This window comes from Candidatus Pantoea bituminis (genome assembly GCF_018842675.1).
Lineage (GTDB): Bacteria > Pseudomonadota > Gammaproteobacteria > Enterobacterales > Enterobacteriaceae > Pantoea > Pantoea phytostimulans.
Window position 1 is genome coordinate 1,952,368 of the sequence record NZ_JAGTWO010000004.1, and the last position, 19,604, is coordinate 1,971,971.

Below are 19,604 nucleotides of genomic sequence, written 5' to 3' on the forward strand. Positions count from 1 at the left end.
CCCGATCACTGCTGCTCTTTTGGTATGCCTTTGCCCAGATCGGTTCCGGTTAAAGGATTGATGGTGGGATCGGATTGGGTGCGGATGGCCATATTTTCAACATGCGTATTTTGTTTATCAGACAAGGTCACTTTGGATAAACCATCGCCACCGTCTACTGCAGGTTGCGGATCGGCTACATAATCGAAATTCTCATCTGAATTCCAGCTACCGCGAATATCGCCCCCTTCAGACATATTGTAATACGTGTGTGCGTACTGCTCGATTGGCGGTAATTTTCCTGGCGGGAAATTATCACGGATTGCATAGAGCGCTTTTTCAAATGAGATCTGGTGCGCCACTTCGCGCGTCATCAAAAAGCCCAACGCATCTTTTACGCCGGGATCATCGGTTACGTTGATCAGACGTTCGTAAATAATTTTAGCGCGCGCTTCAGCGGCGATATTGGATCGTAGATCGGCGGTAACTTCGCCAATGGTATCGATATAGGCTGCTGTCCAGGGCACACCGGCGGAGTTGGTTAACGCCGGGCCGCCACCGTAAAGTAACGCGGTGGTGTGGCTGCCGTTGCCGCCGTTAGTGAGTGAGCGATAAAGTTCGGCTTCCTCTTCCACACCTTCAGCCAGATCGCCTTTAGCACCTTTGTTGAGCATGCCAACCAGACTACCGATAATTTCCAGATGGCTTAACTCTTCAGTAGCGATATCCAGCAGCATATCTTTACGACCCGGATCTTCATCGCCCAGCCCTTGGGTAAAATAACGGCATGCTGCCGCCAGTTCCCCTTGAGGCCCGCCAAATTGTTCTAACAGTAAGTTAGCCAGCCCCGGATTTGGACCAGCAACGCGAACGGTATATTGCATTTGTTTAACATGACGAAACATTGCGCTCTCCAGATAAAGTCAATCAATCTCGCTAAAGGGCTTATCTGTATTTAAGGCGTTTTTCGCTGCGCCTCAGGATAAACCCGCTAATTATGTGACTATTAATTTATTGAAGAGAAACAGATAACCCGCAAGCCAACTATAGAAAGCGAGGCGTGGAATGCTTATATTTTACGGAAATAAATTATTGATTTTTATATTAATAATATATTTTATTAAAATTTATTATTTATTTAATCCTATTAAAATCTCCGCCCATAAATACGCAGCGGTAAAAGTGATCAGCTTCGTAAATAGCACTTTAAATAATGACAGGAAAAAATAGAGATTATTAACGCTTCGCTAACAGGCGTTAATTTTTGAATTAACTGGGGAAAATACGCTGAAAAGTATCACTGCCCAATCTGCTTAAACCCTATCTCTGCGTGTCCTGGCTCACAAAACGCCGCGCTTTCGTGAATGTGTTCACAACGCCTTAGGCAACTGCACACATATTAGTCAGCAATGTTCTTGTTTTGGCTAATGCGTTAATAAAATGTGAAGGCTAGATTATAAAAATGAAACGGCGTTTTATTTATTACGCCAAACGATCAGCTACAGGAGCTTAACCGTGAAGATCAGCGCAATCGATGTCACCCTTTTTACTTATCCTACTCAGCGCCGCTCAGACAGCGCCGGCCACTCTCATCCCGGCCCCGAAACAGATGCGCAAATGGCGTTATTAACGATCACCAGTGATGAAGGGGATTGCGGCTATGCCTTTGCACCTGCCGAAGTGGTGCGTTCACATGTGGTGAATGCCTTTTTTCGCAAAGTGCTGATTGGGCAAAACGCCTTTGACCGCGAACGTTTGTGGCAAGATCTGGTGCACTGGCAACGCGGAAGTGCACATCAGCTCACCGAACGCGCGCTTTCTGCCGTTGAACAAGCGATGTGGGATTTAATTGGTCGCAAACTGCAGCAGCCGGTGCACAAATTGCTGGGCGGCTATCGCGAGAAGATTCCCGCCTACGGCAGCACCATGTGTGGTGATGAACTGGAGGGGGATTATCAACTCCTGATGAATATGCGCGCTTTGCTGAAAAGCTGGTACAGCGCGGCTACAAAGCGATCAAGCTCCACACCTGGATGCCGCCCGTTTCGTTTGCGCCCAGCACGGCCATGGATATTAAAGCCTGTGCGGCGGTACGCGAAGCGGTAGGTCCCGATATTGCGCTAATGCTGGACGGTTATCACTGGTACAGCCGCAGCGAAGCGCTGACCATCGGCCGAGCGTTAGAAAAGTTAAATTTCAGCTGGTTTGAAGAGCCGATGGAAGAAGAGAGCATGGCCTCTTACGCCTGGCTGGCTGAAAACCTGTCTATTGATGTGCTGGGACCGGAAAGCCTTGGCGGTAAACATCACAGCCGTGCTGATTGGGTGCGAGCAGGCGCCTGCGACATTTTGCGTGCGGGTGCCAATGGCGTAGGGGAATCTCAGCGACCATGAAAGTTGCCAGCCTCGCAGAAGCCTTTGGTATGGATTGCGAAGTCCATGGCAATGGCGCAGCCAGCATTGCGGTGGTCGGCGCGATCCGCAATTGCCGCTGGTATGAACGCGGCCTGTTACACCCTTTCCTTGATTACGAACAGCCTCCTGCCTATCTCAACAGCCTGGTCGATCCGATGGATGACCAGGGTTTTGTGCATTTGCCAACCCGCGCTGGATTAGGAGAAGACATTAACTTTAGCTGGATAGAAACCCATACGCTCGAACGCTGGTAAATCGCCATAACCAAGTACGGCAAACAATAATAACCTCTGACCTGCTGGACTGACATTATGAAACTCTACAACCGCTGCGGCGCGTGGCTTGTCACGCTGCTGCTGCTGGCGGGCAGCGCGTCGTTACAGGCGAAAACGCCTGACGATCAGCTGATCGTTGGCATGAACATGAATAACTTGCTCACGCTGGATCCCGCCGCCATGACCGGTAATGAAGTGGTGGGTATTGTGGTGAATCTGTATGACGGCTTGGTTGAACTCGATCCTAAACAACTGACCAACGTGCGCCCTGCATTGGCGGAACGTTGGGAGATCAGCCCGGATAACAAGCAGCTCACCTTTCACCTTCGTGACGGTGTCACCTTCCATTCCGGCAATGCATTGAGCAGTGACGATGTGATTTGGTCAATGCGTCGTGTGCTGCACCTGAATCTTGCGCAAGCATCGGTGTGGAAATCGTATGGTTTCACGAAAGAAAATGTGGATCAGATGATCACCGCACCCGATGCACGCACCGTGGTGATGACCCTGCCGAAACCCAATGATCCCAAGCTGGTGATCTATTCGCTGGCGGCGTTGGGCAGCATGGTGGTGCTGGACAGCAAAACGGTGAAATCACATGAAGTGAAAGGCGATTGGGGCAACCGCTGGTTAACCACCAACGAAGCGGGTTCAGGTCCCTTCCGCCTTGATGTCTGGCAGGCCAAAGATGTGCTGCGCATGAGCCGAGCAGACCATTACTGGCGCGGCGAGGCAAAAATGTCACGCGTGGTATTTCGCCATTTACAAGAGTCACAAACCCTGCGTTTGATGATGCAAAAAGGCGATCTGGATATTGCCAGCAACATGGCGATTCCCGACGTACGCGCCCTGCGTAACGATCCCGACCTGGCTATCGACGCGGTACAGAAAGGCACTATTTACTATCTGGCGATGAGCATGAAAGATGACCACTTCGCGGATGTCAAAGTGCGTGAAGCGGTACGGTATCTGGTGGATTATCAGGGAATTAATAAAAGCTTGATGACCGGATATGGCGTGTTGCATCAGCGCCCGATTCAGGCAAATATGCCTGCCACCTTGCCTGATCCTGGTTACAAACTGGATGTTGCACGCGCCAAAGCGTTGCTGGCTGAAGCAGGTTATCCCAATGGATTTGACACTACGCTGCGCGTATTAGCTGACCAACCCTTTCTGAACATCGCTATCGCGATACAGTCCACGCTGCTGCAAGGCGGCATCCGCGCCAAAATTGTCACTGGCACCGGTAATCAGATCTACGGCGCAATGCGCGATCGCCAGTTTAACTTGCTGGTGGGCCGTGGCGGCAGCGGCGTTGAACCTCATCCTCACTCCAGCCTGCGTTCGCTGGTCTATAACCCAAACAATGCCGACAGCGCACGCCTGACCAATTTTCAGGGCTGGCGCACCGGTTTCTACGATGCTCAGCTCAATAGCATGATTGATCAGGCGCTGGTCGAGCGCGACAGCACCAAACAGCAGCAAGAATATTTCGCGATTCAACGCCGATATGACCAACTGGTGCCGGCCTTGATGCCGATATCACAAATGGTGGATTCGGTGGTGGTCAATAACCGTGTGCAGGATTATCAGCCGCATCCATCGGCCACCACTTTCTTGCGCGACGTATGGAAAACGCCGGATACCTTAGCGGGAGGCCGCCCATGACGCTGACTCAAAACCAGGTTCGCCGCATCAGCAAACGTGGCGTACAGGTGCTTATTACGCTGTTTGGCCTGCTGCTGCTGACTTTTTTCATTGGCCGCGTGATGCCGCTGGATCCCGTATTAGCGATTGTTGGACCCGACGCTGACAACGCCACTTATCAGCAAGTTTATCAGCAACTCGGCTTCGACAAACCTTTGTGGGTGCAGTTCGGTATCTACCTTAACGCGCTGTTGCATGGCGATTTAGGTCATGCGCTGCTTACCGGCCAACCGGTGGTCAACGATATCCTGCGGGTGTTTCCCGCCACCGTTGAACTGGCCACGTTGGCGATTGTTATTGGCGCCGGATTAGGTGTGCCGTTGGGTGTGCTGGCAGCGGCTCGACGCAACAGCGTGATCGATTACGTCGTACGTGTGATCAGTCTGGCGGGTTATTCCACGCCGATTTTCTGGGTGGGAATGATTGGTTTGCTGCTGTTCTATGCGCATCTGGGTTGGGTAGGCGGCGCGGGTCGGGTTGATTTCAGTCTTGACGGCATTGTGCCGCGCCGTACCGGTTTCATGCTGATAGATGCGCTTATAGCGGGCAACAGCCAGGTGTTTTGGAATGCGCTCAATCATTTGGTGTTACCCGCTTCGCTGCTGGGTTTTCATTCGCTGGCCTACATCAGCCGCATGACGCGCAGCTTTATGCTCGCGCAACTGTCGCAAGAGTTCATTCTTACTGCCCGCGTCAAAGGATTAACGGAATGGCAGGTGATCTGGCAGCACGCCTTCCGCAACATTCTGGTTCAGCTGCTCACGGTGGTCGCCCTCGCCTACGGTTCCCTGCTGGAAGGCGCGGTATTAATTGAAACGGTGTTTTCATGGCCCGGTTTTGGTTCTTACCTGACCGGCAGCTTGATGCTAGGCGACATGAATGCGGTGATGGGCTGCGTGCTGGTGGTCGGCCTAATTTTTGTGATGCTTAACCTGCTCTCTGACCTGCTTTATCAGGTATTTGATCCGAGGACCAAAGTATGACGATCTCCTACGACACGCCTCATGTCAGCGCGACGCGGGAAAAGCTGGCGCGCTGCCAACGCTTTGCTGCGCGTACCGCTCATTTTCTCTGGCGCATGGCCTGCAATCCGCTGACGGCGATTGGCGGCGGCATTGTGCTGGTGCTGTGCATTGTGGCGCTGTTCGCACCCTGGATTGCGCCTTATCACCCGCTGATTCAGGATTTAAATAATGCGTTAACGCCGCCCAGCGCCGAGCATTGGTTCGGCACCGACGAATTTGGTCGCGACATCTTTAGCCGGTTAGTTTGGGGGCACGCATCACGCTCTACATCGTGTTGCTGGTGTCAATTACTGTTGGACCGCTCGGGCTGCTGCTGGGCGTGACGGCTGGCTACTTTGGCGGCAAGGTCGACAGCGTGCTGATGCGCGTGACCGACATTTTTATCTCTTTTCCCAGTCTGGTATTGGCGCTGGCGTTCGTGGCGGCGCTAGGTCCCGGCCTGGAACATGTGGTCATTGCGATTACGCTGACAGCCTGGCCACCCATTGCACGTCTGGCACGCGCTGAAACGCTGTCGCTGCGTCAGGCTGACTTTATCTCTGCGGTGCGGCTACAAGGTGCTTCTCCGCTGCGCGTGCTGTGGAAACACATCGTGCCGCTGTGTCTGCCCTCGGTGATTATCCGCATCACCATGAACATGGCGGGTATCATTCTGACTGCTGCTGGGCTGGGTTTCCTCGGCCTTGGCGCACAGCCACCCGATCCTGAATGGGGCGCGATGATCGCCAGCGGCCGCACCTACATGTTGGAGTGTTGGTGGGTAGTGACCGTTCCGGGTTTAGCGATTCTGATTAACAGCCTGGCGTTTAACTTTTAGGAGATGGCCTACGTGACCTGCTCGATCCCCGCAGTGAGTAACGCTTCGCCGTTGCTCGACGTGCGTGATTTGCACGTTAACTTTGTCAACGGACGCCAGACTACCGCCGCAGTGCGGGGCGTCTCCTTTCAACTTGGACAGGAAAAGCTGGCGATTGTGGGTGAATCGGGTTCCGGCAAATCCACCGTGGGCCGTGCGCTGCTGCAACTGCACCCCGCGAAAGCCCGCATTGAAGCCAGCCTCATGCAATTCGGCGATATCGATCTGCTGCGCGCCAGCCCGGCACAAATGCGTGCCGTACGCGGTAAACGCATCTCGATGATCATGCAGGACCCAAAATATTCGCTTAATCCAGTGATCCGCGTCGGCGATCAGATCGCTGAAGCCTGGCGCAGCCACCATCGCGGACAACATGCCGCCGCCCGTCAGCGGGCGCTGGAGATGTTGGAGGTAGTGCGCATCCGCGATCCTGAGCGTGTTTACCAACTCTATCCGCACGAAATCTCCGGCGGACAAGGCCAGCGCGTGATGATTGCCATGATGCTGATTACCGAGCCTGAACTGGTGATTGCCGATGAACCGACTTCAGCGCTGGATGTATCGGTGCGATTGCAGGTATTGGCGCTGCTTGACGACTTGGTAAAAGCACGCGGTTTAGGACTGATTTTTATCAGTCACGATATCAATCTGGTGCGCAGCTTCTGCGATCGCGTCCTGGTGATGTACGCCGGACGGGTGGTGGAATCGCTGGCCGCCAGCGAGCTGGATCAAGCGCAACATCCTTACACCCAAGGTTTACTCGCCGCTTTGCCAGATATCGATCATCGCCGTGCGCGCCTGCCGGTGTTACAACGTCACGTTAGCTGGATGAACGGGTAAGGAGTCAAGATGATTACTGTTAACAATCTCAACCTGAGCTTTGGCGAAGATGGCGCGCGTAATCAGGTGCTGTACGACGTTAATCTCAGTGTGAAAGAGGGTGAGATTTTTGGCCTGGTGGGTGAATCGGGCTCTGGCAAAACCACCGTGCTGAAATGTCTGGCGGGCCTGTTTAATCACTGGCAAGGCGAATTAACGATTAACGCAAAGCCTCTTGATCATCGAATCGATCACACGCGCTGCCGCCTGGTGCAGATGGTGTTTCAGGATCCTTACGGCTCGCTGCATCCGCGTCATACCATTGGCGATATTTTGGAAGAGCCCTTGCAGATTCACGGCATCGGGCAGCGGCAACAGCGGGTGATCAGCATGTTGGAGAAAGTGGGATTAAACCGCGCTTTTCAGACGCGTTATCCGCACCAGCTTTCTGGCGGTCAGCGTCAGCGCGTGGCCATTGCCCGCGCCCTGATTCTTGAGCCGCGCGTGCTGCTGCTGGATGAGCCAACCTCCGCGCTGGATGTCTCGGTGCAGGCAGAAATTCTCAACCTGCTCAGCGACCTGCAACAGCAAGGTAATCTGACCTATTTGATGGTGACGCATGATTTAGGCGTGGTGGCGCATATCTGCCATCGTGTGGCGGTGATGCAGCATGGCAAAGTGCTGGAAACGCTGGATGTTGACACGCTAGTCGCCGATCGGGCGACCATGCCCTACACGCGGATGCTGGTGGACGCGAGTCGTCATTACAATCCGGCGCTGGCGGAACAGGAATAAAAAAACGGGCGGCCTGAGCCGCCCTTTCACTTCGTCGCTAATTTACTGCGTCAGCTGGCGTACGAAGCTGATGATTTCCTGATTTTGTCCGTGCTCGAACAGGCAATGTTGGAAACGTGGGCCGCTCACTGCGGTGCGCACCAGTTCAGGATCGATAGCGCGCAGCGTATCCAGATAGTTCTCTTTAATCACTGCCGCTTTAACCTGATTCAGCAAGCCAGCGTTACGCACCTGTGGCTCTTTACGCTCAGGTGGATAGCCCAGCCCTTTTTCGCCGGTAAAGGCTTTCTCAAAGATAAAGCGCAGGTTAAGTTCCGCACCCCAGCCAAAGCCTTTGGCAAACGGCAGCGACAGCGCATTACCGTTGTTAATTTGCGCAAAAAGATAAGCGTCCGCAGGATCGATACAGTAGCCACAGACCACACCCGGATGAATATTCAGCGACATCAGTGCGCCTTGTCCGGTGCCGCAACCCGCTACCACAAAATCCACCGCCTGGCTGTTAAGCAGCACGCTGGCTTGAATGCCGAGGTGAATGTAGGTCAGATGATGATCTTGCTCGTCGCTCATCCCGACGTTAAAAACCTGATGGCCCAATGGCTGAGCAACGCCTTCCAGTTCTTTCACTACGGTGGCGTTTTTAGCCGCCTGGCTATTTTCCATCATTAACGCAATTTTCATGATCTACCCTTAGCATTTAATTGAAACACCGTTTCATTTTAATAAAAAAACGCTAAAGTGCATGGGTTAAATCACCCCATCGCTGTGAGTGCTGTCACAAAACGACCACCGCATGCCCGACCAACATCAGGAGTTCACATGTTTATCTATAAACAAGACCGCCCGCTTGAAGATTTAGGCAATGGCGTTATGCGTCGCCTTTTGGCTCACGGCGGCGGCATGATGGCTGTTGAAGTAATCTTTGAAAAGGATGCGGTTGGTCCTTTACACCATCATCCACATGAGCAGTTAACGTATGTGTTAAGCGGACGTTTCGCCTTTACGATTGGGGGTGTCACGCAGGAAGTCGCTGCGGGCGATACTTTGTATAAAGCACCCAACGTGGTGCACGGCTGTGTCTGTCTGGAAGCGGGAACGCTCCTGGACACCTTCACGCCGCAGCGCGAAGATTTTTTGACCGCCAATACGCAGTAAATCGCGCTTTTGCTGTTTAATCATCTGACTGTTTGCCGCACCTTAAGCCTGCACATGCTCGTACAGGCTTGAGGTTTCAGCGATTTATTTAGCGGATCCATGCCGGGTGAGATAGCGTTTAACCAAGACAAAAAACAGCGGGACGAAGAACAGCGCCAGTACTGTACCGGCTAACGTCCCGCCGATAATCCCGGTGCCTATCGCAATGCGGCTGTTTGCGCCCGCACCTGTCGCAATCGCAAGCGGCACCACACCGGCAATAAAGGCCAGCGAGGTCATCATGATCGGGCGCAGACGCGTTCGGGCAGCCTGTAGCGCGGCTGAACTCAGTGAGCGTCCTTGCCGTACAGCATCTTCTGCGAACTCAATAATCAATATCGCATTCTTCGAGGTCAGCCCAACCGTGGTTAACAAAGCGACCTGGAAGTAGATGTCGTTGCTTAATCCGCGTAGCGCCACGGCTATCACCGTGCCAAGCACACCCAGCGGCACGGCAAGTAACACAGAAAACGGCACAGACCAACTCTCATACAGCGCCGCTAAGCAGAGAAACACCACCAAAATGGAGATGGCATACAGCGCGGTCGATTGCCCCCCGCCTGCTTTTCCTGCAATGAGAGTCCACTCCATGCCCCGGTTGTTCCCGCAGGCAGCGCGTTAGCCAGCCGCTCCATGGTCGCCATCGCATCTCCCGAGCTGTATCCCTCAGCATTTTGGCCCTGAATTTCAAACGCGGCAGAACCGTTATAGCGGTTCAGGCTTTCCGGTCCCATAGTCCAGCGCGTTGACGCAAAAGCAGAGAAAGGCGTCATGCCGCCTTCGCTGTTGCGGATAAACCATTTGTCCAGATCGTTAGGCGCCGATCGATACTGACCATCACCTTGAATGTAAACGCGTTTGACGCGACCACGATCGATAAAATCATTGATATACGCGCCACCCCACGCGCTGGTTAACGTATCGGTGATGTCATCCAGCTGCAGACCCAGCGCCACCGCTTTGTTGGTATCAATATCGATTTGCAGCTGTGGCATTTGCGGCAGAATATTTGCCCGCACCGCGGAGAGTGCCGGGCTTTGCGTGGCCTGCTGCAACAACTGATCGCGCAGGTTTTCCAGTTCGCTGCGCGTGGTACCGCCGCTGGCGAGCAGTTCATAGGTAAAGCCGTTGTTCTGTCCCAAACCTGGCACGGACGGTGGCGTCAGCGCGAAGATTTGCGCATCACGGATTGAGGAAAGCGCATAGGTAGCGCGCCCGGCTATCGCCTCCGCTGAGTTTTCACGTCCCTCACGCTGATCCCAGTTTTTAAGCTTGATAAATGCCATACCGGCGTTTTGCGCCGCGCCGCTGAAGTTAAAGCCGTTGATAGTGAATACCACATCGATATTCTCTTTTTCTTGGGTGAGAAACCAGTCAACAATCTGCTTATTAACCGCTTCCGTTCGGCTGGCTGTTGCCCCGGCTGGCAGCGTTGCCTGTAGCATGATGCTGCCCTGATCTTCTGTCGGTAGAAAACTGCCCGGAAGGCGGGTAAACATAAAAAACAGCACCAATCCCATCGCGCTGTACAGCGAGATCATGATCAGCGGCCGACGCAGCGTACTCACGACTTTATGGCGATATTTACGCTCGGTTGCTGCATAAAAGCGGTTAAAACCACCAAAAAATCCTTTTTGATGCGGCTTGCCAGGTTTAAGCAACATGCCGCACAACGCTGGCGTTAACGTCAATGCCACCAGCACGGAAAAAGTCATTGCGGCAATAATGGTGACAGAAAATTGACGATAAATTACGCCTGTTGAACCGGCGAAAAAAGCCATGGGCAGAAACACCGCCGATAGCACCAGTGCGATAGCAATCAATGCGCCGGAGATCTCTTTCATCGATTTTTCTGTTGCTTCTCTGGCAGGCAAACCTTCGTCATGCATGATGCGTTCGACGTTTTCGACCACCACAATGGCATCATCTACCAGCAAGCCGATGGCCAGTACCATGGCAAACAGCGTCAACGTGTTGATGGTATAACCGCACAGCGCCAACACGCCGAACGTCCCCAATAACACCACGGGCACTGCCAACGCAGGAATAATGGTTGCGCGAATATTTTGCAAAAACAGGTACATGACGACGACGACCAGCACGATAGCTTCAATCAGCGTAATCACCACATCCTCTACGGAAATTTTAATGAAGTCGGTACTGTCCAGCGCGTATGCCACTTCATACCCGGCAGGCATGGAATGTCGATACTCTTCGACTTTCTGCTTAACCAGCGTGGCGGTATCAAGTGCATTCGCGCCCGGTGCCAGCATCACACCGATACCCGCAGCCGGATGTCCGTTGAGACGCGTGGTCATATCGTAAGTTTCACCGCCCAACTCGACGCGAGCCACATCGCCGACACGAACAATCGCACCATTTCTGTCACTTTTTACGATGATATGTCGGAACTGTTCAGGCGTTTGAAGACGCGACTGCGCCCTGACGGTTGCTGTAAGTTGTTGATTATCTGGAGAAGGAAGCCCACCGATTTTCCCGGCGGAGACCTGAATATTCTGCGCGCGAATAGCCGTGGAAACATCCGAGGGTTGCAGTGAATAGGCATTGAGTTTGAAAGGATCAAGCCAGATTCGCATGGCATATTGCCCGCCAAACACCTGAATATCCCCCACGCCTTCTGTCCTTGCCAACGGCTCCTGCATGTTGCTGACCAGCCAATCCCCAATGTCGGTGCTGTTGCTTTTCCCGGTGGTGTCATACAGCCCCATCACCAGCAAAAAGTTTGACTGCGATTTCGTCACGGTCACGCCCAGTTGCTGGACTTCGCTGGGTAATCGAGTCAGTGCCTGCTGCACCTTATTTTGCACCTGAACCTGCGCAGTGTCTGGATCGGTTCCCTGGCTGAACGTGACAGTCACCGAAACGTTGCCCTGTGAACTGCTGCTGGAAGTGAAGTAAAGCAAATTATCCAGCCCGGTCAGCTGCTGCTCAATGACTTGGGTAACGCTGTTTTCTAGCGTCTCGGCCGATGCACCGGTATAGGTTGCGCTGATGTTGACCGCAGGCGGTGCGACGTCAGGGTATTGTTCTACGGGCAACAGGGTAATGGAAAGCGCGCCGAGCAGCATAATCAAGATAGCTATCACCCAGGCAAACACCGGGCGATAAATAAAAAAGCGGGAAAACATTCAGTGGGCCTCTTCCTTTTTATCAGGCGGAAACGATACCTACACTCCTGCAGGCTGATTAAGGCTATAGCATTATGAAATTAGCGCGGCATTGTTTACGATTCATTACTGAACAGAAAGGCGCTATGCCTGGCGTATCGTGGAATGACGCTGGCTTTGGATGTGTTTTCAAGGGGTTGTTAAGAGAAAAAATGCCGTTTTGGCCGTAGAAATGATAAAAGCCCTGACTGTGATAGCCAGGGCTTTTAGGGTACTACTTTTTCAACATTTAACATTAATTAACTTAATAGAGACTTACTACTTTCAATACTGCTTTATGAACAAGTTTTCACAGATAATAATGGCTCCTCAGAATCAAACGTCATTATTATTAACGGTTTTAAACCACCTGATAGGCTTTTTTAGAGGCAAAGTCATGTCAGGCCCGGCTAAACTTGCACACCCCATCGCGATATATACTCTTTGATGCGTTGCCTTACTTTCATTACGGCTTATGAATCAACAAACCCACCCTGCCGTAACGTAAATAACTTAAAAAACATGGCCTTACATCATCGCGATTTACTACAACTTCAGGAACTTTTCAACGTACTCTTACAGTATAGCCCACATCAAACTTTCTGGACTTGATGTAACGGAAATATATTTTCTCTCTCCGTTGAGTTCTAATTTACCGCTTTTTTTAACAGTGTCAACACTGTTTTTAAAGACATGTTTATATATTCAGTGTCAAAAATTTAATTCTTTAAACGCGCTATGTTGCTGTTATTCAACGACGAGAACATGTGTCCTGCGCCAGCCACTTTTTGTCATATATGCACGATGAAAGTTTAAGGGGCTGGCACTATTTTTGGACTATTCGACTAAAAACAGGCCGTTAACGCATACAAATAACGTATTGATTTAAAAATGAGCTAACCACAATCGGAATTCAAGCCCCCAGCGACTGGTCCAGCCGCTGGTGCTGCTGGTCACTTTACCTTTATGCAGCACGATAAAAGTCGGCGTTGCCGCAATATCCCAATGCTGCGTCAGCTCTCCTTTTTCATCATTAATGCCTGGCCCGTTAAGCCCCTTCTTACTCATCCACTGCTGCACGCGTGCGTTGTCACCTGAACGCAGCGCCACATTTAACACCGTCTCACCGTTGGCGATCATCTTTGCAACGCTGGGGGTGGTCAGTCTGCAAATACCGCACCAGCTGGCCCAGACGTAAATCAGCAATGGCTGTGATTCGCTGAGTTCCGCCAAAGAAAGCGGATTCCCCTGCATATCTTTCACCACCAACGTGGCTAAATCATCCGGTAAAGCCGGTGCGCGCAAGCGATCAACGCCCCACAGAGCAACGGCAGCAATCAACAATAACCAGACGCCTTCTCGCAGCCAACGCTTGAATCGCATCATTTGGCCGCCTTTAGTGCCGCCTTCACCGCCGTTTCTAGCTGCTCGTAGGGTACCGCCCCACTGATCATGTAATCGCCTACCAGCGTGGCGGGTGTGCCTTGTACACCCAACTGCTGCGCTAAGGTCAGATTCGTGTTGATGGTATCAAGACTCGTTTTGCTCGGCTCCTGCAAGGTAATGCCCGTTTTTTCAGTGCGGCTTTAATGCTGGCTTCATCGTGGTTGCCTTTTTTCGCCATTAATCGCTCATGCAGCGACAAGAAGTTTTTCGGCTGCTGCTCCCATACTGTCAGCGCCAGTCGTGCTGAACTGAGTGAGGTTTCGGAGCGATACGGCAGCGGTTTGAAGATCACCGCCACTTGCGGATATTTTTTCATGACGCGCTCAATATCTGCTTCAAATTTTTTACAAAAAACGCAGTTGTAATCGGTGAAATAAACCAGCGTCAACGCGGCTTTCTCAGGCCCCACACGCGGCGAACCGGCGTCGTTATAAATCAGGTCATGATTTTTCACGATCATCTGCTTCACACTATCCTGTTGAGCATGCGCGGCCTGCTTATCAAAAGCATCGGCAGCTTCAGCCAGAATCGCTGGATTCTGCACCAGTGTTTCACGGATCAGTTCTTTGATGCGGGCTTCTTGTTCCGGGGTAAAGGGCGCAGCGGCAAAAGCTGAGACCGTGCTCAACATCAACGTCAGTAACAGAAACTTTTTCATTATTCTTCCTTGGCATTTTTTAACGTAGAGATCACCGCATCCCGCGAAAGCAACGGCGATAAAATGTGGCCTTGCGGTAATGCCGGGCCATAAATTTGATTAAACGGCACCGCGACACTGCCGCGACGTTGCAGGAATTGCCCGATCAGTGGATCGGCATGCGTCCAGTCGCCACGCAGCAGCACGATATCTTCGGCACTCAACGCGTCGCGCACCTTGGCATCTGACAGCACGCGCGATTTGTTCACTTTGCAGGTAATGCACCAGTCGGCCGTAACGTCGATAAATACCCGCTGGTGATTGGCCTGCGCAGCGGCAATCGCCTCTTCACTTAATGGCTGCCAGTTTAGTGCATCGTGTTCAGACGGAACGCGGGTGATTAACAACCAGGCCGCCGCCAGCGTCACAGTGAAAAACAGCGCAATCGCCTTGTGCAGCGCCCCACACTTAATGAGCCAGCCGACCAGCAGTAGCATCAACCCAGCGGCTGTTAGCATTACCGCGTTGCGTCCCCAGTGGCCCATCAACAAGCTGAGCAGCCAGAAGCAAGCCATCAACATCATCAATGCCAGTACACTGCGCAGATGCACCATCCAACGTCCCGGACGCGGCAAACATCGCGCCACGCCGGGCAACGCCGCCACCGCCAGCCAAGGCAAACTCATGCCAACGCCGAGAAAGAAAAACAGCAGCCAGAGCTGTGGCAGCGGCGCGGTCAAGGCGTAGGCCAGCGCGGTGCCCAGAAAAGGTGCGCTGCACGGCGTTGCCAGCAAAGTGGCAAACGCGCCTTGGGTAAAATGCCCCAGCAAGCCGTTGTTACCGTGCGTCGCCAGACGGGTATTCAGCGAGGATGGCAGCCGTAAATGCAGCAGATCAAACAGGCTTGCGCTGAATAAAAACGTGACCAACACCATGAGGATCAAGAAGCCAGGGCTTTGAAACTGAATGCCCCACCCCAGCGCCTGGCCACTTAATCGCAGCCCGCTCATTAGCAGCGCCAGCAGTAAAAACGAGGCGATAATACCGGCGCTGGAAGCCAGAAATTGCTTCCGCGTCTGAGCGCGGCTCTGCGACTGCTGCTGCACCAGCCCGCTGAGCTTGATCGCTAACACCGGCAACACACAGGGCATGAGATTGAGGATCAATCCACCCAACAGCGCCATCAAGGCGATCACTAAAAAGTGGTTTCTGTCTGACGACAACAGCGCGTGTTGGCCCAGTATCGTTTCGCTCTGCTGAGCAATCCCGCCGTCGGCAATCACCAGTGACACGGTTTCACCGACCAACTCCGGCGCGTTATCGCCCCACTCATCGCTGACCGGTACTCGCGCCTCCAACACCGTGCCATCAACGTTGATGATCGGTTTACCCATCATCGCGCCGGCAGGATTATCAAAAAACAGTTCAGGCTGTTGCCATCCTGCTTGACGCTCGGCACGGATTTGCACTTCATTCGCGACGTAATGGGCTTGCAGCTTGTCGGTCAATCCCGATGACACGGGAACCTGGCCCATCGCGCGGGCATAGTCAGTGGCAAACTCTCTCTGAGCGGGCTGCGTGAGATCCAGTGAAAAAGCGTAGTCAGTGAGGATACAGACGTTGGAACAGGTAGATAACGTGAGCGTCCCCGCCAGGCGGTTGCCTTGCAGATTACTGATTGCTAGCGGCAAACTAACATCGCCGTGATAACCCTGGGTGGTCAGTCCTGAGACATCAAAGCGGGCGGGTGTTGGCCAATACCAGCGGCTTTGAAGGGTGGATTGCTGCCAGTGAATAGTTGGCGCAACACCGCCTTCGCCTGGCGTACGCCAGTAAGTTTTCCAGCCCGGTTGCAGCCGAATATCCAGTAGCACCTGTTGCGTATTGTCGTGTGGCGCGCTGCGCAGCCGTACTTCTGCATGCGAGTTCTGCGCATCACGCAGCCAGCCACTGTCTGCCGCATGCACCGCGGGCAAACTCACCGCCAGCAGCAGTAGCAAGCTTCTGATAAAAATAGTCATGATGTTCTCCGAAAAAAGTGAATTAACGCGGGATAAGCGCGCGTATCACAGTCGGAAAACGCAGAAAGTCAGATGTCGCCGTCGAGGCGCTAGCGGAGAAGAAAGTGTAAGTGCACTGCGCAAAATCGGCAGCGTAATAGCATGGGACATTACCCACAGCATCAGTAAAACAGGCAAGGCGAGATCGAGTAGCGGCGTATGGCCAGGCAAAGATTTTGCACTGAGCGCGCAACGGCTTTCGCCCACCAGGCTTTCATTCGTCTGCGAAGTGGAGAGAGTTGGCTGAGCAGGTACAGGTGGATTCACCACGCGCTGCACCGTTCTTTCAACCACGCAAAGCGCCAGCAGCAGGCAAGCCACCATTAAAATCCATTTTGCGCGCTGTTGCGAAATCTTCATGATCGGGTCCAAAAGAAAAGTGTGCTTATGGTATGCATTCTGACCCTAAGCACAACCCGTCGCTGTGTAAAATTTTGTCGAGTTAACGTCATCAGACGATATCGTCAACCACTCCCCATCTACGCGGAGTGCTGCACCCGAGGTCGCCGATGACAAAGGTGAACAGACATAAACCACCATGTTTGCCACCTCTTCTACCGAGGCAGCGCGCTGAATGACCGAGCTAGGCCGTTGCGCCATGACAAACTCTTTCGCCAGCGTTTCGAGTGATTTACCGGTGCGTTTTATTTCATCTTCCATCATGCTGGCGAAGCCGTCTGACAGCGTTGGTCCCGGTAAAACGCTGTTCACGGTGACGCCCGATCCCGCCACAAATTTAGCCAAACCGCGCGCCAGCGCAAGCTGCGCGGTTTTGCTCACTCCGTAATGCACCATGTCTGCTGGAATATTACGTGCTGATTCAGAAGAGATAAACACCACGCGGCCCCAGCCTTTTTCGACCATGTGAGGCAATAAAGCACGCGATAAACGCACGCCAGACATGACGTTGGTTTGCCAGTATTGTTCCCAAAGCGCGTCATCGATGTCATAGAAATCTTTTTGCCCGTAAATGCCCGCGTTATTGACCAAAATATCGATCTCCGGCAAGCCTTTCAGAAGCGTGTCCACGCCTTGCGCGCTGCCGAGATCGGCAATGGCACTGTGAATTTTCACGCCCGGCACGGCGGCATTCAGCTTCTGCTGCGCGTGAGCGAGGGTGGCCTCGCTGCGTCCGTTGAGCACGATTTCTGCGCCGCATTCAGCTAACCCTTGTGCAATAGCAAAACCAATGCCGCCCGTTGACGCGGTCACCAGGGCGACTTTTCCGCTGAGATCTATTTTCATGCTGCACTCCTGTAAGTGGCTAAAGAATCGATTTTCTTGGTAAGAGCCTGGCTGAAAGAGAGAAAACAGCATTGTTCGAACATGCTTTGTAACCTATCTTGCTGGCCGGTTACAAAACGTTGAGCCTTTTGAAGACCCGTTCAACAGCAGCAGAAAACGCGGACCGATTCCCCGTCAGCAAACCTATTCAGCGCTTTTTCTTTTTGATGCAGAAAACGGCCCGGATAGTCGGGTGTAAGACTATGCTGGCTGTCGTAGCGGCCAAACAGCTTGTAGCGATTGAGGGCGATGCGGTCATAGGCGAAGTTGCTGATGCTGTCGGGAAAGTGGCGCAGCACGCTGAGAAAGCGCCACGGCCCAGCCATTTTCTGCATAACGCGAAACACCGCTTGCGCCCGCAGCCAATGCTGTTGATCGGCAATATAGACAATGGTACTGACATTTTCTTGCGGTAAACCGGCCCACTTCAACAAGGTTTTACCCTCTTCACTTTGCACTGAAGCAAAACGAACCTGCCGCGCCACACGATGACGCAGCAGGAAATTTACCCAGCCATTACAGAGTTTACAGACGCCGTCATAAAGCACGACGCTCTCGCCCGGTTGCAGATAAGGCGGTGGTGACATGATCATCCTCTTTCACGCGTTCACTCAGAGGAAAAGTGTAGCCTGTTGTCGCAAGTTGGTGGCGCAACCATTTAACGGCGCGTAGCTGATCGGCCTCTTGCGAACCCACGCGTAATACCGGCCCAAGCGCCATCGGCTGGGCTTGCTCCGCCAACCGCCGCAGCTCAGGTAAGTATTCCGCGCCCGGATGGCCTGGCATACGTTGCGCGAGTCTGGATTGATAGCGCGCCACCGCTTCATCGGGGGTAATTTGCAGCCACAGCTCCAGCACTTCGCTTACGCCCGCCTGCTGCAACCCCTGTTCCAGCACAGATTTAGGCTGAAAACCAAACCAGGCATCAATCAGAAAAATGCACTCTGCAGGTGCCTGACCGACTATTTGCCAAATCGCCTGATAGGCCGCGCAGCCCAGCTGCCGATTGCGCTGGCGATCCACGGGCGCGAAGCTGGCCATAAAGGGCTCTTTCACGCTGTCGAGGGTCAGCACCGGCAAACCAAACTGCTGCGACATCAGCCGGGTTAAGGTGCTTTTACCCGAGGCAGGAATGCCGTTTATCAGCACCACACGTTTTAGGGGAGTTTCATGGGTCATAAGATGGCGATGACCTCCGCGACGCTGCTGGCCTGACGTAAGCGAACCAGCGTATCCTCATCCTCCAGCAACGATACAATGGCGCGAATGCCCTCTTCGATATGCGCATTGCTGTCGCGCGCGCCAAACATAATGACAATATCGGCTTTGTCGCTGCCTTCAAATGAGATCGGCTCAGAGAGCAAAATCATACTGAAACAGTCGCGGATCACACCGGTTTCGGGTCGGGCATGGGGAATCGCAATCCCCTCTTCAAATACGTAATAGGCGCCGTGCGTTAGGGTGTTGGCAATTACCGCTTCCGGGTAAGAGGCTTTGACGTAGCCTCCGCTGACCAGCGGTTGCGCCGCCATAGCGATAACCTGACGCCAATCCGTGGCGTCGATGCCGACCTGAATCGCGTCTGCCTCTTGCAATAACTGTTTAATCGTCATTACGGCTCCTTAAATCGATTTGCGAACAACATTACGCAATTCATCGATTTTGACAAACAGCGGATCAATTTCATTGCGATAACGTCGACTTTTCGCAAATACCGTTAATGCACGGTTATATTCCAGCATTAATTGTTTCTGCGTTTCGCCATCGCGTGGATTAATAGCTAGCTTGTTTTCTAATGCCGTTATTTTCTCACGGCTTGATTCAGCCAGACGATCCTGCTCTTCCTCTTGCTGGCTATTATTTGTCGCACTCTTTTTCATGAATCCAAACATAGCGTCTCCCGCCCCGAATGGTGCTGGGGCACCTCAGGTTAATGCATCATTTAG

14 protein-coding genes and 5 pseudogenes are annotated in these 19,604 nt (G+C 52.9%); 7 read left to right on the top strand and 12 right to left on the bottom strand.

Annotated features, from left to right (window positions below; all coding sequences use genetic code 11):
• Nucleotides 1-5 precede the first annotated feature (5 nt).
• Complete coding sequence (locus KQP84_RS12930) at nt 6-884, bottom strand: manganese catalase family protein (protein WP_215846842.1); 879 nt, start codon at nt 882-884, stop codon at nt 6-8.
• 610 nt (nt 885-1,494) lie between these two features.
• On the opposite strand from KQP84_RS12930, the pseudogene KQP84_RS12935 reads away from it, so the two are divergent.
• The 6 genes and pseudogenes from KQP84_RS12935 to KQP84_RS12960 all read left to right on the top strand — a co-directional run bounded on the left by KQP84_RS12935 (nt 1,495) and on the right by KQP84_RS12960 (nt 7,870).
• Nucleotides 1,495-2,647, top strand: a pseudogene (locus KQP84_RS12935) (mandelate racemase family protein).
• Nucleotides 2,648-2,809: 162 nt separating this feature from the next.
• Nucleotides 2,810-4,336, top strand: coding sequence for an ABC transporter substrate-binding protein (locus KQP84_RS12940; protein WP_370661499.1), 1,527 nt, complete (start codon nt 2,810-2,812; stop codon nt 4,334-4,336).
• Complete coding sequence (locus KQP84_RS12945; RefSeq protein ID WP_215846844.1) at nt 4,333-5,358, top strand: ABC transporter permease; 1,026 nt, start codon at nt 4,333-4,335, stop codon at nt 5,356-5,358. Before KQP84_RS12940 ends, KQP84_RS12945 begins: the two co-directional genes overlap by 4 nt.
• Nucleotides 5,355-6,258, top strand: a pseudogene (locus tag KQP84_RS12950) (ABC transporter permease). The gene KQP84_RS12945 and the pseudogene KQP84_RS12950 overlap by 4 nt, the downstream one beginning before the upstream one ends.
• The gene (locus tag KQP84_RS12955; RefSeq protein WP_215846845.1) at nt 6,230-7,096 is read left to right on the top strand and encodes an ABC transporter ATP-binding protein; all 867 of its coding nucleotides are present in this window, start codon (nt 6,230-6,232) and stop codon (nt 7,094-7,096) included. The pseudogene KQP84_RS12950 and the gene KQP84_RS12955 overlap by 29 nt, the downstream one beginning before the upstream one ends.
• 9 nt (nt 7,097-7,105) lie before the next feature.
• A complete protein-coding gene (locus KQP84_RS12960; RefSeq protein ID WP_215846846.1) occupies nt 7,106-7,870 on the top strand; it encodes an ABC transporter ATP-binding protein in 765 nt (254 codons plus the stop codon).
• A 42-nt stretch (nt 7,871-7,912) separates the two neighbouring features.
• On the opposite strand, the gene KQP84_RS12965 is transcribed toward KQP84_RS12960, so the two are convergent.
• The gene (locus KQP84_RS12965; RefSeq protein WP_215846847.1) at nt 7,913-8,551 is read right to left on the bottom strand and encodes an RpiB/LacA/LacB family sugar-phosphate isomerase; all 639 of its coding nucleotides are present in this window, start codon (nt 8,549-8,551) and stop codon (nt 7,913-7,915) included.
• Nucleotides 8,552-8,689: 138 nt separating this feature from the next.
• On the opposite strand from KQP84_RS12965, the gene KQP84_RS12970 reads away from it, so the two are divergent.
• Complete coding sequence (locus KQP84_RS12970) at nt 8,690-9,025, top strand: cupin domain-containing protein (protein WP_215846848.1); 336 nt, start codon at nt 8,690-8,692, stop codon at nt 9,023-9,025.
• Between the two features lie 84 nt (nt 9,026-9,109).
• Here the strand turns inward: KQP84_RS12970 and KQP84_RS12975 are convergent.
• From KQP84_RS12975 to KQP84_RS13020, 10 genes and pseudogenes are all read right to left on the bottom strand, one after another.
• A pseudogene (locus KQP84_RS12975) lies at nt 9,110-12,213 on the bottom strand (efflux RND transporter permease subunit).
• A 903-nt stretch (nt 12,214-13,116) separates the two neighbouring features.
• Nucleotides 13,117-13,617 carry a protein disulfide oxidoreductase gene (locus tag KQP84_RS12980; protein ID WP_215846849.1) on the bottom strand — a complete coding sequence of 167 codons (501 nt, stop codon included), beginning with the start codon at nt 13,615-13,617 and terminating at the stop codon, nt 13,117-13,119.
• A pseudogene (locus KQP84_RS12985) lies at nt 13,614-14,335 on the bottom strand (DsbA family protein). The gene KQP84_RS12980 and the pseudogene KQP84_RS12985 overlap by 4 nt, the downstream one beginning before the upstream one ends.
• Nucleotides 14,335-16,335 carry a protein-disulfide reductase DsbD family protein gene (locus KQP84_RS12990; protein ID WP_215846850.1) on the bottom strand — a complete coding sequence of 667 codons (2,001 nt, stop codon included), beginning with the start codon at nt 16,333-16,335 and terminating at the stop codon, nt 14,335-14,337. The pseudogene KQP84_RS12985 and the gene KQP84_RS12990 overlap by 1 nt, the downstream one beginning before the upstream one ends.
• A gap of 45 nt (nt 16,336-16,380) precedes the next feature.
• The gene (locus KQP84_RS12995; RefSeq protein ID WP_215846851.1) at nt 16,381-16,734 is read right to left on the bottom strand and encodes a hypothetical protein; all 354 of its coding nucleotides are present in this window, start codon (nt 16,732-16,734) and stop codon (nt 16,381-16,383) included.
• 91 nt (nt 16,735-16,825) lie between these two features.
• Nucleotides 16,826-17,619, bottom strand: a pseudogene (locus KQP84_RS13000) (SDR family NAD(P)-dependent oxidoreductase).
• Nucleotides 17,620-17,759: 140 nt separating this feature from the next.
• Nucleotides 17,760-18,245, bottom strand: a complete 486-nt coding sequence (locus KQP84_RS13005) for a thiol-disulfide oxidoreductase DCC family protein (protein WP_215846852.1) — start codon at nt 18,243-18,245, stop codon at nt 17,760-17,762.
• Nucleotides 18,196-18,837 (bottom strand): P-loop nucleotide/nucleoside kinase family protein, encoded by a 642-nt coding sequence (locus KQP84_RS13010; RefSeq protein WP_215846853.1) that lies wholly within the window; start codon nt 18,835-18,837, stop codon nt 18,196-18,198. The genes KQP84_RS13005 and KQP84_RS13010 overlap by 50 nt, the downstream gene beginning before the upstream one ends.
• Nucleotides 18,834-19,271: a PTS sugar transporter subunit IIA gene (locus tag KQP84_RS13015; protein ID WP_215846854.1), complete on the bottom strand. Its 438-nt coding sequence runs from the start codon at nt 19,269-19,271 to the stop codon at nt 18,834-18,836. The genes KQP84_RS13010 and KQP84_RS13015 overlap by 4 nt, the downstream gene beginning before the upstream one ends.
• Nucleotides 19,272-19,280: 9 nt before the next feature.
• Complete coding sequence (locus tag KQP84_RS13020; protein WP_215846855.1) at nt 19,281-19,550, bottom strand: hypothetical protein; 270 nt, start codon at nt 19,548-19,550, stop codon at nt 19,281-19,283.
• Between the last annotated feature and the right edge of the window lie 54 nt (nt 19,551-19,604).